A 14,165-nucleotide genomic window follows, 5' to 3' on the forward strand; every position below is an offset into this window, starting at 1 on the left:
ACAGATTTTTACTTGATATTGCTTTGCTCGGATTTATTGTTGATGCCGAAGAAGGAAGCTCAATAAAAATTTATATTTTTGGACGATAATTTAAGAATACAGATTTCGGTTTGTAAAAACAATTTGCTTTGAAAAAACCCCTTATAGCCTCTTTCCTTTTAGTATGCTCTTTCGCTTACAGCCAAGCGGTTAGAAAATACTCCAATGAATTTATGAATATCGGTGTCGATGCAGCCGCTTTAGGTATGTCGAATGCCGTGACTGCCAGCACAGGCGATGTAAATTCTGGATATTGGAATCCGGCCGGATTGATTCATTTGGAGGACAAACAGGCTTCTCTGATGCATGCCAGCTATTTTGCCAACATTGCACAGTACGATTATGCCGGATTTGCCATGCCGATTGATGATGACAGCGCTTGGGGATTGTCTGTAATTCGTTTTGGAGTAGATGATATCTTGAACACGACCGAATTGATCGACAGCGAAGGAAATATCGACTACAACCGAATCAGCTTGTTTTCTACTGCAGATTATGGCGTAACTTTTTCATATGCCCGAAAATTAAAAATTCCCGGGTTTCAATATGGTGTAAATGCTAAGGTTATCAGAAGGGTCATCGGTGATTTTGCCAATTCTTGGGGATTTGGGTTTGACGTAGGGCTTCAGTTTGAAAGAAACGACTGGAAATTCGGACTTATGGTGCGAGACATCACGACTACTTATAACATCTGGAATATCGACGAAGAAGCCTACAATAAAATCAAGGATGCTATTCCTGGCGAAAACCAAGAATTACCAGAAGACTCCGAAATTACCCTGCCAAAAGCACAGCTCGGATTGTCTAAGAAATTCATCATCCGGTACGATTATAGCATTATGGCCGCGGCAAACTTGAACATGAGCTTTGCCAGAACAAACGATATAATTTCTACCGACGTCGTAAGTATCGATCCTGCTGTCGGATTTGAATTTGGCTATACCGACTTGGTCTTTTTGAGAGGCGGTGTCGGAAACTTCCAGAATGTAAAACAACTGGATGGAAGCGAAAAAGTAGGCTTTCAGCCTAACATAGGCCTCGGATTCAAATACAAAGGCATCCAAGTTGATTATGCGCTGACGGATATCGGCGACCAGAGTGTGGCTTTATATTCGAACATCTTTTCTGTAAAAGTAGATTTGGGCATCTTCAGAAGATAATTTCTTTGTCTTTAAGAATTTATAAAAGCTTGCCTGCCAGCCTAAATTATTGGTTTGTTTTGCGGATATTTGTGTTTTAATTTTTATCCTATGTCAAGAATTAGACTTGTTATCCTCTTCTTATCCTTAGCCTGTCCCCTATTCAAAGGTTTTTCTCAAAGCGCTATCTTATCGGATTCTTCTAAAGTAAGCATACTGACTATCGGCACGGCAAACGAATCGCATACTTTATACGGACATACCGCCATACGCATTTTTGACGCTCAGCGCGGATTGGACAATATCTATAATTTTGGCTACTTTGATTTTGATACGCCGTATTTCTTGGCAAAATTCGTAAAAGGCGACCTTCAATATTTTGTAGCGACAGATGCTTATCCGGGCTTTGAATACAATTACAGACAGGAAAATCGCTCTATTTATGAGCAGGTACTTAACCTGACTACTGTCCAAAAGCAGAAATTGTTGGATGAGCTGAACAAGACTTTGTATTCTGACGAACGCTTCTATACCTACAAATTTATCGACAAGAATTGTACTACTATGGTTATCGACAAGGTAAATGATGTCTTGGGAAGCAAAGTCATTACCACGAAAAAGCCTGTCACGATAACCTACAGAGAAATTCTTAATCCTTATTTAGAAAACAGCTTTTTTCAAAAACTAGGCATCAATATTATTTTTGGACCGAAAACCGACAAAAAAGCAGAGGTTCTTTTCTTGCCTCTAGAATTGATGAATGTCTTAAAGACTACTACTTATGAAGGCAAGCCGTTAGTTTCTGAAACGAAGACGATTTTTGAAGCCAAGCCCGAAAAGGCTTTTTCTTTCTGGAACAACATTTATTTCTTTTCTGCCTTGATTCTTTTGGTTGTCGTACTGAAAAACAACAAGGTGTATGCTTTTTATTTTGCAATTTTAGGATTGCTGGGCGTTTTCCTATCGCTAGTCGGTTTTTATTCCCTGCATGAAGAAGTGCGTTGGAACTACAATGTGCTGCTATTTAACCCTACATTGCTCGTATTGCTGTATTTCTACAAAAAGAAAAATCGTAAGTGGATTTCCAACCTGTCTTTATTTAACTTGGCTTGCATCGCCATCTACCTCGTCATTATTATCAATAAGGCACAATTGCTATTATTCATGGCACTATTGATTACCTCAACCATTGGCTTGGCTCGATTTGCAAGAAAAAACAGAAAGATAAAACCGGTAAACGGCTAGCTATTGCCCGCGATAGAAGAGAATCGTACTGATGGTCTTGATCGTGATATTGATGTCCAGAAAGACGCTTCGATGCTTGATATAGTACAAGTCATATTGCAGCTTGATTAGGCTATCCTTAATCGAATCTCCATACGAATAATTGACTTGAGCCCAACCCGTCAGTCCTGGTTTTATAACGTGTCTTGTTTGATAAAACGGCATCTGGCTGGCAATCTGTTCCACAAAAAAAGGTCTTTCGGGTCTCGGTCCGATGACAGCCATGTCGCCTTTCAGGACGTTTATAAATTGAGGAAATTCGTCGATTCTTGACTTTCTTAGAAACTTCCCGAAAGCTGTAATCCTTCTATCATTTTGGGTTGCAAAAACAGCCTTATCTGTTTCTGCATTCTTTACCATCGTCCTAAATTTATAAATCTTGAACACTTTGCCGTTCTTGCCAACTCGTTCCTGAATATAAATCAGCGCGCCTTTGTTTCCTATAAAATTGGCCACATAAATAAAAGGCAACAGATACAGTCCGATTGCAATTCCAAACAACGATACTATAATCTCCAGCAGCCTGACCAGCAGCAGATACAGCTTGTTATGGTTGCTGCGACTGAATGGAAAATAACGGTAAAAATCCCTGTCAACATATTGCACGGGAATCCTTTGTGTTATCATCTCGTATACTTGCGTATATTCTCTGATGACAAACCCTTTTTCAAGAAGCATCAAAAGGTCATTATACAAATCAACCGTTATCCCATCTGTCTTTTGCGAAGCTATGACGATTTCAGAGATAGCATTCTTCTTTATAAAGTCATTCAGTTTTGGAATTTCTATATTTTCAATGTCTGGCAAGTCAGATACGATTTCGCCTTTAGAATCGGTATTGACAAATCCGAGTATTTTGTAATGCGGATCTACTTTTACCAATGACATCACGAGTTCTTCCAGCTGGTTCTTGTCGCAGACCATGACTACTCTTTTTAGAAACCTATGAGAAGCCAGAAAGGACTGATAAAAAATCCTCCATCCAAATAAAGCTAGGGTAATAGCCAAGAAAAAATAAATGATTTGGAGCCTGTTTGAAGGAAGTACAGGCGTAAATATAGGCGTCAGCAGAAAGAACAAAACCGTTGTAGAAGACGTGAGCAGTATGCTCTTGATGACTTGGTATTGGTTACTGGCCGTTTGGAGATTGTACATTTCAAAAACCGTCCCCAAGATATTCAGGTATAACCCTAAAACAATTGTCCAATAAAAATTAGCCTTAGAAATACTAAAATAGTCAAACTTAAACAGCAGCCCAACAACATAAAGCGCTCCAACAACTGTCAAAACATCAAATAACCGTAGCAGGAGCTTTCTTTCAGAAATCTCAAAGTGTATTTTCTTTAAAGGAGGCATTATTATAGGTTTGGGAAAGCATGCAATTTAACATTATTTTAGAAATATAAATCTATTGCTCACGCAAAATTTCATTCCAAAATAACTTTACTTGCTGCCAATCAAAACTTTCCGCTTTCAGGCGAGCATTCTGGGCTAGAGAGTCTGCAGTATTTTTGTCTTTTACGATGGCTTTGATTGCCTCAGCCATGGCTTCTGTATTTCCATCCTCGATTAAGAGTGCTGTCTTGTTGTTTTCGAGCAGAAAGGGAATGCCTCCGACATTCGTGCTGACAACAGGAAGCCCCAAAGCCATCGCCTCGATAACGCTGATAGGCGTGTTGTCAAAATGGGTCGTATTCAAAAAAAGATCATAGTCTTCCGAAAGGCGTATCCAGTCGGCTTTTGATAGCTTTCCTGTAAATTTAATATCGAGTCCGTATGCCGAAGCCAACTTTTTTGTTTTCTCCAGAGAACCATCTTTGTCCGGACCGACCATGCACAATGTTGCTTCCGAAAACTGTTCTTTTATAACCTTAAACACCTCAACAGCCATAAAAGGATTGTAAATTGCCGCAAAAGCCCTGACCCATAAAAGCTTTGGCTGCTCGATCACTCTTTTCTTAAAAGGATAGTTATCAATTTCTATCGTATTCGGAATGTAAGCCATGTTCCTAAAACCTTGCTTCTGAAAGTGGTCCAGAAGATAACCAGAAGGCGCTACGTTTTTATACGCAGGATTAAAAATCAGGGCGCACAATCTTGGGTGATTTGCTAGTCTTTTCGGCAGGTCGCCTCCTCGAAGCATCGTTATATACTTTACACCCAAAATCCTCGCCAGCTGGCTGACCAAGAAGGCATACCAAAAGTTTGAGGTGCTGTAGGTATCGATAAGCACAAAGTTGGCCATGTTTCGCAATCGGACTGTTGCCGACAGCATATCGAGCAGCCTTGCCATCTTGTTCTTTTTTGAAGAAGCATACACCAGATCATAGCCTTCGCTTTCCAAAAGCGGTCCCAACGTTTCGATAGAGGTTACCGAAAAACCATGACCTGATAGCTTATTCCCTATGTACAGCAGGTTTTTCAACAGAATATACTTTTAATAGGGTTAGCGAATAGATAAAAGCTGGGGCTGCGAGCCGCATGGCCGCATGGTTGATGGTCAGTAGCCAAAAGATAAAAAGGGACAGGAGATAGAAGTGCTGACGGTTGTCGACATACAGCACAAGCGGCGTAAAGAAAAGAATCAAGATTGCAAAAATACCCAAGGAACCGTGTTCTGCTAGCATACGGGTCAGTTCGTTATGCGAGGCTGCCTTTATTCCGGTCGTTTCTTCGCGATATTCTTTGTTTTTCCCGACTCCGATTCCTAAAATAGGATTATCTAAAAACATCTGGAGTTCGGTCGATGCGATCTGCTCTCTTCCTCCGAGCCGGTCTGTTTTTTCTCTTCCGGCCGCATCTTGGTTGGCATATCGTTTATCAATCAGACCGCTGGTTTGTAAGGAGCTGTACGCCCAGACTCCCATTCCGGCCAAGACTGTCAGGATAATCACAATATTCAGTTTTAATTTGGTCTGTACATTCGCCAGCAAATAGAGTGTCCCTAAAAGCATTACAATCATTGCTATTCCGGTAATCACGCCTCCGCGTGAGAAAGTAACAATCGCTCTAAAGGTAATTACCAATGCAAAAAACAGATTGATAAACAAGTATCTTTTGTTCGATGAATTTAGGAGCATTCTGGCAAAAAAGATAAAAAATCCCAACCCTAGAATAGTCGAAACCTGATTGGGCCCAAAGCCTCCCGAAGTTTCAAAATTGGAAGAAGTTCCTGTAACCACATCTTTTACATCGGGTGTATAAAAAAACAAATAGCAGACAGTAGAGAGAATAGGCAAGACTACGGCAAGAAGCACATTAGACAATTCTTCCAAAGAAATTCTTCGCCTGTAGGCATAAATTGCACTGACCCCCAAACACACAGGCCCTGTGATATTAAAAGCGATGGCTTTTCGGACATCTGTTCCTATATCCAGAGTTGTTGTAGAAACTACGACCCCGGGAATCAGAATTAAGAGATAGATCCAATAAGGGATAGAACTTCTAGAGAAACTGCTGTAAAGTATTCCCAAAGTCATGAAAAAGGTAATGGAATACTTCGAAAACTCGCTCAGGAAATTACCGCCCGTCATTCGGAGCAATACCTCTATTCCAACCAAGTATCCGGAAATATAAAGTACTTCGTTATGTTTATTGGATGTTTTTAAAACAATCAAAAAACCCGTCAATACGGCTAGCAGACCATAAACTTTAGACAAAAACGGAAATAGGTATATGGCAAAACCAATCGCAATATGCAATCCGATCAGCCCTATATACGTTATCTGTTTTCCGCTACTCTGCATCTACAATTCTTTGATATTGCAATATTAAAGCATTCATTACTATTTCCTCAGAATATTTTAATTGTATTGATTCCTTCAAAGCAGCAGCCATCTCCGTCCTGAATTCTTTATCACGAACCATCCTGTCCAATTGGATCTCTAGTTTTTTTCTATTCGTAGGGTCAAAAACAAGTCCGGTCTTTTCGTCTTGTATTATTTCTGAGCAATAGCCCACATTTGTAGATACCACTGCCAAATCGGAAAGTCCATATTCTAGCAAAGTTACCGGAAATCCTTCATACAATGATGCAAGTACGCCTATAGACCCTTGCTCTAAAATATTGTAGACATCAGGAGCGCTACCGTAAATAAAAATGGCTTCTTCTACATCATTGTTCTTAATGAATTGCTTCAGCTGCAAAGAATAATCATCGTTATACTCTTTCCCGATAAAATGCAGGCTCCATCCTTTGTTTTTAAGCCTTAGGTTAAAAAAGGCTTCCAAAAGTGCTATATGGTTTTTCGGATTCCTAAGATTCGAAAGACAGACGATTCTCTTTCCATCCTCACCTTTCAAAATTGTACGTTTTTCTTCGTTTGCGTCTTTGACGGCAAAATTAGGCAGATACAGAATATTTTTGACCATCAGATTCGCCATGGCCCAGCTTTTTAATTCCATATTGACGACAACCACTGCATCGAAGAATCGAGAACAGCTTTTAAGCATTTTATTTTTATAGATGCTTTGCGCTGCCCTTCCTCCATGATGATCGTGCCAAACAATCTTGATCTTCGGATAGATCAATTTTAGTAATACCGCCAAGAAAAAAGAAGTCCCATGCGCATGAATGATTTGTATCTGCTGTTCTTTGATAAATTTCTTTAGCTTGGAAACTGCTTTGAGGTCGAAGGTACGCTTGCGCTCTAAAAACAAATACGAAACGTTTTCATTCAGCCGCTCCCTTAAAGGTCCCTCCTTTCGCGTAACTGCTAGTGCCGAAAATTCAATTCTTGAGCCCAAGCTGTTGGCATAATTTACAGCCATGCGCTCTGCACCGCCCGCTTCAAGCGAATCTATGAGTTGAAGAATCTTCATGGTCTTTTTAGCAGCTGCTTGATTTCGTTTTCAAAATAGTCCAACGTATACTTTCTCGACCAAAATACGGCTTTTTCAGCTTTCCTCTGATATACTTCTGGCTGTTGTATCAAGTTGATTATCTTTTGGCTGTCTCTTTCAGTGTCCATCTCTAACAGCACTCCTCTTGCTTCCTTATCAAGCATGTTCGGCACGCAAGACACAGCACTAGAAACCGGGACACAGCCCCAAAACATGGCTTCCGCAACAACTTTCGGCCATCCTTCGCTTTGCGAAGGCAATATCAAAAAATGGCTCTTTTCATAAGCTTCTTGAAGCTGTTCTCTTGTCTGGTTACCACGCAAGAAGATGATGTCTTCCAATCGGTTATCTATAATATACTGCTGCAAGGAGCTTCTTTCTGCACCATCTCCAAAAAAATCCAATTGCACGTCCTGTCCGTTGCGAAATAACTTTTCTGCCAGTTGCACGGCATACAAAGGCCGTTTGCCTTTGGCCAATGTTCCTGCGAATAAAAGTCTTATTTTTCCGTCCAAGCTTCTTTCAACAACAGGCTTTTTGTCGTTATCCTGATAGGTTGCCGTAAAGAAAGGCTTGATATTTTTAGTCTGTTGCGGCCATTCGCCATATACCAATACTTGCATGTTTTTAGTTAAAAACGTATTGCTCAAAATCCATTTTTGCAGTCTGTAGCTCAGCGGCTGCTTTGATTTCGGATCCCAGTTTCCTGCATATTTTGCAGTCTTGGGAGTCTTCGGAAAAAAGATTTGCACCAAACAACCTAACAGCCCCATATTGCCTGGACAGCGCAGATGGATGTGATCGGCTTCCTTCATAGCGCTGTATATAGTCCATAAAATTTTAGGCATCTTTACAAACGCTAGCGCTTTTGCTTTTAATCCGATAGCTGTAAAACTAGGTACTTCTAAAAACGTAATGGCTGTATGATCGTACGCCAAATGGATCGGATTTGGTTTTATATGTGTTAGCGGAGCTACCAAAAGCACTTCATCAGCATAACGGTTCCATAGATTCATTTCACGTACATAGGGAGCATAGGCATACAGCCGATGGTCTTCTTTCAAGTGTGGCACGTGCGTGATTATCGCGAATTTCATGGTTAGACGGATTTAGATTTGGGCAGGTTCCTTTTATCTTCGTTTACTAGAGTCAGTCGGCCGTTTCGGAACTTTTCGAAATCAAATTTAGAATAATAGGCCGTATAATACTCCATGCACGACTTTCTCAAAGCCTCATAGACTTGGCTGTCTAGCGCAAGTGCTTTTCTGACGATACTTTCTACAGAATCAAGATTATCGTACGTAAAGCAGTTAACTCCGTCTGTCAAACTGGGATTAAGCCAATCTTTATAATTCAGGATGGGAACTACTCCTACCGACAAGGCTTCGATAACATTATGGCACAACGGCATCGTCATACCTGGAGCGCAAAAGATAAATTTTGCCGTAGACAGATAGTAGCGCCATTTTGCCGAAGGAATAGCTCCAGACTGCCATTTCATCAGTACCAGCTTGTCTAAATATTCATTTGTTTTATACTTATTTACCAGCTCGTCGCCTGTAATCATGCGGCATTCTGGTAGTGAAATTAGTTTATCGCAGATAACAGAACGGTTCAGTACACCGAACTTCTCCATCAATGTAGGATTATCATAAATTTTTCGTTCAAAATTACCGCTGATCATGATACCAACATGCTTGCTGTCGATAGTCTCCAGCCCGCTGATGTAATTCTGCGGATGCATGATATACGGAATCACATTAGGAATATAGTCTGTCGCTTCATAAACCCGCTGGTACTCATAATCCATCCTAAAATCAGCACTCTTTTTATGCGAGAACTTTCTAAAAACCTTGGTCTTTTTAAAAGGTTTTGAGAAATAGAGATTGTCTATCTTGCCAAACCATTTTGAAAGGATAAAAAGGTGGAATAGCGAAAATCGGATTACGATAGGCTGCGAGTACGATTGTTTCAGTAAAAAAATCAGGTTCAGATAGCTCCTGACCTTTGTATTTGGCTTTAAGTCAATATAAAGCACAGGTGCTTCCGCCCTATAATAACGGACCTCAGAATAAGATCCCTTAAACTCTTTGACTTTCTTTCGTATTTTTTTTAAAAGGAGGCTCATGCTTTTGGTTTATAAAAAATTAAGCTCCACCAACCCATAGTTCTTCCCAGAGATTCCATAAAGGCTTGTTTCTTGTCTTTGGAAGTAAAGACATTGCTCAATCGAATCAAGGTGAGCAGCAGCGTTATGCTATGCCATTTCAGCCGGGCTTCAAAAGAAGGCTTCGGATATTTGGCCCGCCATACATACCAGCCGTTCCTTACGACCATCCTGCCATACCGATAGGCATTGGGTCTTCCGGAAGCATCGTGATAATGCGCCAAAGTAGCATTGGTATTGACATACAATTTGCCGGTATTTGAGAGCCTTAGTGTAAAATCGGCATCCTCATACAATCCATACCCTTCAAAATAGGTCGAAAACCGCAGTCGGTCAAAGACATCTCTGCGAAAGGAAGAAACACCGCCCATCAACTGCTGAGTTTCATAGACCTTGCCCGAAGGAGGTAAAAAGCCGATACTCCGTCCATGCGAGTACTCTGGCGCAAAACCCGGCGGCACATTGCTGTCTAATCCTAGTTTCTTTCTGGCTGCGAAACGGGATCCATCCTTGCGTTTCCATCCGTCATAAACAAATTCGTTTGTTTTAGGCTGATAACCCTCGCCAACAGGCAGCCAAGCCGTCTCGTTAACAATATAGCCTCCAACACCAAGCGCTTCGGGATACTCTTTATATACGTTAAGGATTGCTTCAAAATAATCGGGTTCCAACACGGTATCATCATCTAGGAAACAGATTATCTCCGTGTCGCTGGCAACCCTGTCGATTCCATAATTGCGCTGGCGGGTCAAGCCTCTGTCCTCAGGAGTTACTTTATGATAAAAAAGCGACTCATAGGTTTTCTTTGCTAGTGCTTGCTCGGTATAATCATCTGGGCTTCCATCTACGATCAAGATCTCATTCGGATAGCGGGTCTGCCTTTGTACTGAATCCAAAAGAGTCAGTAAGGGCATCGCCCTTTTATATGTACAGATAACAAGTGAGAATTTCATGCGGTTCCGTTGAGATGGAACAAATATAGAAATTTAGAAGCCAAAATTTGCAACGCATGATTCTATAATACCGTCATCCGCCTTTTCCTGTAAATAGCTACGGTGGAAAGCGATGATAAATAAAATAGAATAAAAAAAGGCGCGAGCTTTTGCTCGCGCCAGTAACTAAAAAACCAAATAGTGTCTTTTTTAAAATCCCTTATCAATTCAAGGTCATTCCGCCGTCCATTACAAAATCGGCACCTGTAATATACGAAGCTGCTTCGCCACATAAATACGCGACCATTTTGGCAACATCTTCAGGCACTCCTACTTTTTTAAGCGGCACTACGTCGGCAAGATGGTCCCAGATAGAAGCTGCACTTTCTTCGCCATACGATTTGTTCAGCACATCCGTCCTCGTAGGGCCCGGACTTATGGTATTGACCCTGATTTTTCTCGGTGCCAGTTCTGCTGCCGCTGTTTTGGCTATAGAATTTATAGCCGCCTTGCTGGCTTGATAAATAGAGCTTTTCGGACTGTGCAGGGTTGCCGTGTTGGAAGACAGGAAAACAACCGACGCGCCATCATTCAGCAAAGGAATAAACCTGCTCAACGTAAAATACGCTCCGCGGAAATTGATATTCATTACACTGTCAAAATTTGCTTCGTTTGCTTCCTCTATCAGATCAGGTGTACCCGTAATTCCTGCATTGATAAACAGAATATCTGCTTTGCCAAATTGTTTTTCAACCGTCTCTCCAAGCAGGTCAATATCGTGCAGGTTAGACTGGTCTGCTACAAATGGAATGGCTCCGATTTCGCTCGCCGCTTTGTTAATCGCCTCTTTTCTTCTGCCTGTAATAATTACGGTAGCGCCTTGTGCTATAAGTTCTTTTGCTGCGGCAAGTCCAATTCCACTGTTCCCGCCTGTTACTATGGCTACTTTGTTTTTTAAATTCATTTTGTTTGTATTTTTTGTCAAAGGTATTTCATATTGATATACATTTGTAATCAGTATCACAGAGTATACCAATAAAGAATGGAAAGAAACCAGCAAGAAGAACTTCGAGCACTGCAAGACACGCTCTATGTCATAGGCGGAAAATGGCGCCTGCCTATTATCAACTCCATTTGCAACGGCAATAAGCGTTTTCGCGAAATTGAGCGCAGCATTCCCGGCATTACTACCCGCATGCTGTCTAAAGAATTAAAAGACATGGAAATGAACAAGCTGGTCAAAAGGACGGTTTATGACGATACGCCTGTCCTTATCGAATATGAGCCGACGGAATATTGCAGGACTTTTGGCACCATTATCTTATCGATGATCGACTGGGGCAGAGAACACAGAAAAAAAATAATTGAAGGGGATACTTTTTAAGTAAGCCAATATATTCGATAGCAAGATTTGCAACTTACACAACTCATCCACCACGTTCAACAGCTTAAAGTAGCTTTGCTTTAACCTGTCTAACTGGTTAGACAGCTTCTTTCAACTTGAAACAGCCCGTCTAACAGAGTTGATAGCTTCTTTCAACTCGAAACAGCCTGTCTAACAGAGTTGACGGCTTCTTTCAACTCGAAACAGCCTGTCTAACAGAGTTGACGGCTTCTTTCAACTTGAAACAGCCTGTCTAACAGAGTTGACAGCCCCCAATAACGCAGATTTGCAATGTGTGCCACAAGGGTAGAAAAAAACAAAAGTACAACCATAAAAACTGTAGATTTGTTTTTATACTATTAATCATGTCAACAAAACTAAATTACAGTAATCTTCTTTTAAGAGCACGGATAGTAAATCCACGCTATTTATAATAAAGAAAGCATATAATGTAGATTTACAATGACCACAAATGCCAACAGATATTAAGATGGAGCAATTAAATAAATATATACTATTACTAGGCTTACTACTTTTTAATAATGTGAATGCCCAAGAGAATAAAAACTTTTTTATTACGAGAGATACCATAGTACTTGATAGCCCTGTCATAATTTCATTTAAAAATACCGATGGCATGTTTTTAATAAATGAAAACTATATTAAAATAAAAAAAACTTAGATATTCAAAAAATGATAGACGAAGGCAGAGCTTATGTTTACAGTGATGAATTCTATCGGTTTTTAAGTCTTAAAGAATTAGAAATGAAACCTATTTATAATGATTGTCCTTTTATCTCTAATGAAGAATATTCTGAGAATATAATTATTAGAAAATTAAATGCCTCAGTAAATAGTTTCTTGCTTTGTTTTGTGAGACTAGATTTCTACAATGAAAAGAATTTATCTCCAAACCATAAAAAAACTAATTTTTCAAAGAAAAGAAATTTAGATTTTTATAAGATTGTTTTTCCAATTTGTAAATAACATTAGGTATAATAAAACGGTCTTATTTTTAATATCTGCATCGCTATAATTTTTTATTCTTTAATCCAACTTGGCATTTTTAAGGTGTTGAAAAACAAGGCATAAGATGCCACTACAAAAAAAACTACAAACCCATACCTACCGCTCCACAGCAATACGTTCCAATTGCCGAAACACCGGAATCAGCGATTTTCCTCTTTCCGTCAAAAAATACTCAATATGCAACGGCTTCTGCTTGACGACCACCTTTTCGAGCAGCTCTGCTTCTACCAGCTCTTTTAGAGCCACTGCCAGCGACTGTTTATTAGAACCTTCTATCATACGCAGCAAACTATTAAATCGCAAATCCGACTCAATCGCCAGATAAAATATTTCAGGTTTCCATTTGCCCGAAAGCATTCGCAGAAGCCCTTGCGCCGGACATATCTCTATGGTATTCAGCAACTTTTCGGTAGTCAGATTTTTTTGACTCATTGCACTGTATTTTTTTTTAACGGAAATTTAGGAAAAATAAATCAATTCTAGGCGGTATCCGAAAAGCCTTAACAGAGTAGGAACAACAACCCTAAATCATACCAAATGAAAAAAAAACTATTTATCGCGGGCGCTTTAATCGCAGCTAATGTTGCTCTTGCCCAATCTTGGAAACTCACCGGAAACTCTGGCACCAATCCTACTTCAGAATATGTAGGAACTAGCGATGCTACCGATCTGGTAGTCAAAACCGCCAACAAAGAAAGATTTCGCGTAGCCGCCAACGGAAGTATTGGTGTAGCCACAGCACCCGATCCTACTATTTCTTTTAAAGTAGGCGGCAGAACTCAAGTTGTTGCCGACGTCAACAGCGATGCATTTTACATCGGAAACAATGCTACAAACATCGGCAACGGAATGTCGCTTCTCTTTTTGCGATATACCCAATACCAGCCAGAAAACCCTGGCGTGCTAGATGTTTCTGGCATGACAAGCCCTACGCAATATGAGCAGTTCTTTACGCTAAAAGCTAACGGCAAACTAGGCCTTGGTACCATCAATGTAGACTGTGCCGAATGTACCGGCTACCGTCTCTTTGTCAAAGAAGGAATCAAGACCGAAAAAATAAAAGTAGAATTTGCAGACCAGCATGGCTGGGCCGATTATGTATTCGAAAAAGAGTACGAATTGATGGACCTTAAAAAACTCGAAGCTTTCGTAAACGAAAACAAACACCTGCCAGAAGTCCCTACTGCCAAAGAAGTCGTAGACAATGGACTGGAACTAAAAGAATTCAACGCCCTGCTATTAAAAAAGATAGAAGAGCTTACACTCTATGTCATCAAGCTAGACAAAGACTTGGAAGAAAGCAATGCCAAGATCAAAAACTTAGAAAACAACGCTTCTAAACAATAGCA

Annotated in this window: 15 protein-coding genes; 6 read left to right on the forward strand and 9 right to left on the reverse strand. The window is 40.3% G+C overall.

Annotated features, from left to right (window positions below; genetic code table 11):
- Nucleotides 1–128: 128 nt before the first annotated feature.
- Nucleotides 129–1,199: a putative type IX sorting system protein PorV2 gene (locus CLV94_RS11935; RefSeq protein ID WP_443135215.1), complete on the forward strand. Its 1,071-nt coding sequence runs from the start codon at nucleotides 129–131 to the stop codon at nucleotides 1,197–1,199.
- Nucleotides 1,200–1,289: 90 nt separating this feature from the next.
- Nucleotides 1,290–2,423: a lipoprotein N-acyltransferase Lnb domain-containing protein gene (locus CLV94_RS11940; RefSeq protein ID WP_121376732.1), complete on the forward strand. Its 1,134-nt coding sequence runs from the start codon at nucleotides 1,290–1,292 to the stop codon at nucleotides 2,421–2,423.
- Here the strand turns inward: CLV94_RS11940 and CLV94_RS11945 are convergent, their stop codons facing one another.
- From CLV94_RS11945 to CLV94_RS11980, 8 genes are all read right to left on the reverse strand, one after another.
- Nucleotides 2,424–3,818 carry a sugar transferase gene (locus CLV94_RS11945; RefSeq protein WP_121376733.1) on the reverse strand — a complete coding sequence of 465 codons (1,395 nt, stop codon included), beginning with the start codon at nucleotides 3,816–3,818 and terminating at the stop codon, nucleotides 2,424–2,426.
- Nucleotides 3,819–3,870: 52 nt separating this feature from the next.
- Nucleotides 3,871–4,887, reverse strand: coding sequence for a glycosyltransferase family 4 protein (locus CLV94_RS11950; RefSeq protein WP_170148795.1), 1,017 nt, complete (start codon nucleotides 4,885–4,887; stop codon nucleotides 3,871–3,873).
- A complete protein-coding gene (locus tag CLV94_RS11955; protein WP_121376735.1) occupies nucleotides 4,859–6,208 on the reverse strand; it encodes an O-antigen ligase family protein in 1,350 nt (449 codons plus the stop codon). The genes CLV94_RS11950 and CLV94_RS11955 overlap by 29 nt, the downstream gene beginning before the upstream one ends.
- A complete protein-coding gene (locus CLV94_RS11960; protein ID WP_121376736.1) occupies nucleotides 6,198–7,283 on the reverse strand; it encodes a glycosyltransferase in 1,086 nt (361 codons plus the stop codon). Before CLV94_RS11960 ends, CLV94_RS11955 begins: the two co-directional genes overlap by 11 nt.
- Nucleotides 7,280–8,401: a glycosyltransferase family 4 protein gene (locus CLV94_RS11965; RefSeq protein WP_121376737.1), complete on the reverse strand. Its 1,122-nt coding sequence runs from the start codon at nucleotides 8,399–8,401 to the stop codon at nucleotides 7,280–7,282. The genes CLV94_RS11960 and CLV94_RS11965 overlap by 4 nt, the downstream gene beginning before the upstream one ends.
- Nucleotides 8,402–8,403: 2 nt before the next feature.
- The gene (locus tag CLV94_RS11970) at nucleotides 8,404–9,432 is read right to left on the reverse strand and encodes a glycosyltransferase (protein ID WP_121376738.1); all 1,029 of its coding nucleotides are present in this window, start codon (nucleotides 9,430–9,432) and stop codon (nucleotides 8,404–8,406) included.
- A complete protein-coding gene (locus CLV94_RS11975; protein ID WP_121376739.1) occupies nucleotides 9,429–10,424 on the reverse strand; it encodes a glycosyltransferase family 2 protein in 996 nt (331 codons plus the stop codon). The genes CLV94_RS11970 and CLV94_RS11975 overlap by 4 nt, the downstream gene beginning before the upstream one ends.
- Before the next feature lie 202 nt (nucleotides 10,425–10,626).
- The gene (locus tag CLV94_RS11980; RefSeq protein WP_121376940.1) at nucleotides 10,627–11,367 is read right to left on the reverse strand and encodes an SDR family NAD(P)-dependent oxidoreductase; all 741 of its coding nucleotides are present in this window, start codon (nucleotides 11,365–11,367) and stop codon (nucleotides 10,627–10,629) included.
- Between the two features lie 78 nt (nucleotides 11,368–11,445).
- On the opposite strand from CLV94_RS11980, the gene CLV94_RS11985 reads away from it, so the two are divergent.
- The 3 genes from CLV94_RS11985 (at nucleotide 11,446) to CLV94_RS11995 (ending at nucleotide 12,774) form a co-directional block, all read left to right on the forward strand.
- Nucleotides 11,446–11,787 (forward strand): winged helix-turn-helix transcriptional regulator, encoded by a 342-nt coding sequence (locus CLV94_RS11985; protein WP_121376740.1) that lies wholly within the window; start codon nucleotides 11,446–11,448, stop codon nucleotides 11,785–11,787.
- 472 nt (nucleotides 11,788–12,259) lie between these two features.
- A complete protein-coding gene (locus CLV94_RS11990; protein WP_121376741.1) occupies nucleotides 12,260–12,469 on the forward strand; it encodes a hypothetical protein in 210 nt (69 codons plus the stop codon).
- An 11-nt stretch (nucleotides 12,470–12,480) separates the two neighbouring features.
- Complete coding sequence (locus CLV94_RS11995; protein WP_121376742.1) at nucleotides 12,481–12,774, forward strand: hypothetical protein; 294 nt, start codon at nucleotides 12,481–12,483, stop codon at nucleotides 12,772–12,774.
- A 138-nt stretch (nucleotides 12,775–12,912) separates the two neighbouring features.
- On the opposite strand, the gene CLV94_RS12000 is transcribed toward CLV94_RS11995, so the two are convergent.
- Nucleotides 12,913–13,248 carry a winged helix-turn-helix transcriptional regulator gene (locus tag CLV94_RS12000; RefSeq protein ID WP_121376743.1) on the reverse strand — a complete coding sequence of 112 codons (336 nt, stop codon included), beginning with the start codon at nucleotides 13,246–13,248 and terminating at the stop codon, nucleotides 12,913–12,915.
- A 105-nt stretch (nucleotides 13,249–13,353) separates the two neighbouring features.
- On the opposite strand from CLV94_RS12000, the gene CLV94_RS12005 reads away from it, so the two are divergent.
- Nucleotides 13,354–14,163: a hypothetical protein gene (locus CLV94_RS12005; protein WP_121376744.1), complete on the forward strand. Its 810-nt coding sequence runs from the start codon at nucleotides 13,354–13,356 to the stop codon at nucleotides 14,161–14,163.
- Nucleotides 14,164–14,165: the final 2 nt, after the last annotated feature.

It is taken from the genome of Flavobacterium endophyticum, from assembly GCF_003634455.1.
In the GTDB taxonomy this organism is placed as follows: domain Bacteria; phylum Bacteroidota; class Bacteroidia; order Flavobacteriales; family Flavobacteriaceae; genus Flavobacterium; species Flavobacterium endophyticum.

Excerpts from the sequence above, each read along its gene's own strand:
- CLV94_RS11940 (WP_121376732.1), top strand. The coding sequence starts at position 1,290 with ATGTCAAGAATTAGACTTGTTATCCTCTTCTTATCCTTAGCCTGTCCC.
- CLV94_RS11945 (WP_121376733.1), bottom strand. The coding sequence starts at position 3,818 with ATGCCTCCTTTAAAGAAAATACACTTTGAGATTTCTGAAAGAAAGCTC.
- CLV94_RS11955 (WP_121376735.1), bottom strand. The coding sequence starts at position 6,208 with ATGCAGAGTAGCGGAAAACAGATAACGTATATAGGGCTGATCGGATTG.
- CLV94_RS11960 (WP_121376736.1), bottom strand. The coding sequence starts at position 7,283 with ATGAAGATTCTTCAACTCATAGATTCGCTTGAAGCGGGCGGTGCAGAG.
- CLV94_RS11965 (WP_121376737.1), bottom strand. The coding sequence starts at position 8,401 with ATGAAATTCGCGATAATCACGCACGTGCCACACTTGAAAGAAGACCAT.
- CLV94_RS11970 (WP_121376738.1), bottom strand. The coding sequence starts at position 9,432 with ATGAGCCTCCTTTTAAAAAAAATACGAAAGAAAGTCAAAGAGTTTAAG.
- CLV94_RS11975 (WP_121376739.1), bottom strand. The coding sequence starts at position 10,424 with ATGAAATTCTCACTTGTTATCTGTACATATAAAAGGGCGATGCCCTTA.
- CLV94_RS11980 (WP_121376940.1), bottom strand. The coding sequence starts at position 11,367 with ATGAATTTAAAAAACAAAGTAGCCATAGTAACAGGCGGGAACAGTGGA.
- CLV94_RS11985 (WP_121376740.1), top strand. The coding sequence starts at position 11,446 with ATGGAAAGAAACCAGCAAGAAGAACTTCGAGCACTGCAAGACACGCTC.
- CLV94_RS11990 (WP_121376741.1), top strand. The coding sequence starts at position 12,260 with ATGCCAACAGATATTAAGATGGAGCAATTAAATAAATATATACTATTA.
- CLV94_RS11995 (WP_121376742.1), top strand. The coding sequence starts at position 12,481 with ATGATAGACGAAGGCAGAGCTTATGTTTACAGTGATGAATTCTATCGG.
- CLV94_RS12000 (WP_121376743.1), bottom strand. The coding sequence starts at position 13,248 with ATGAGTCAAAAAAATCTGACTACCGAAAAGTTGCTGAATACCATAGAG.
- CLV94_RS12005 (WP_121376744.1), top strand. The coding sequence starts at position 13,354 with ATGAAAAAAAAACTATTTATCGCGGGCGCTTTAATCGCAGCTAATGTT.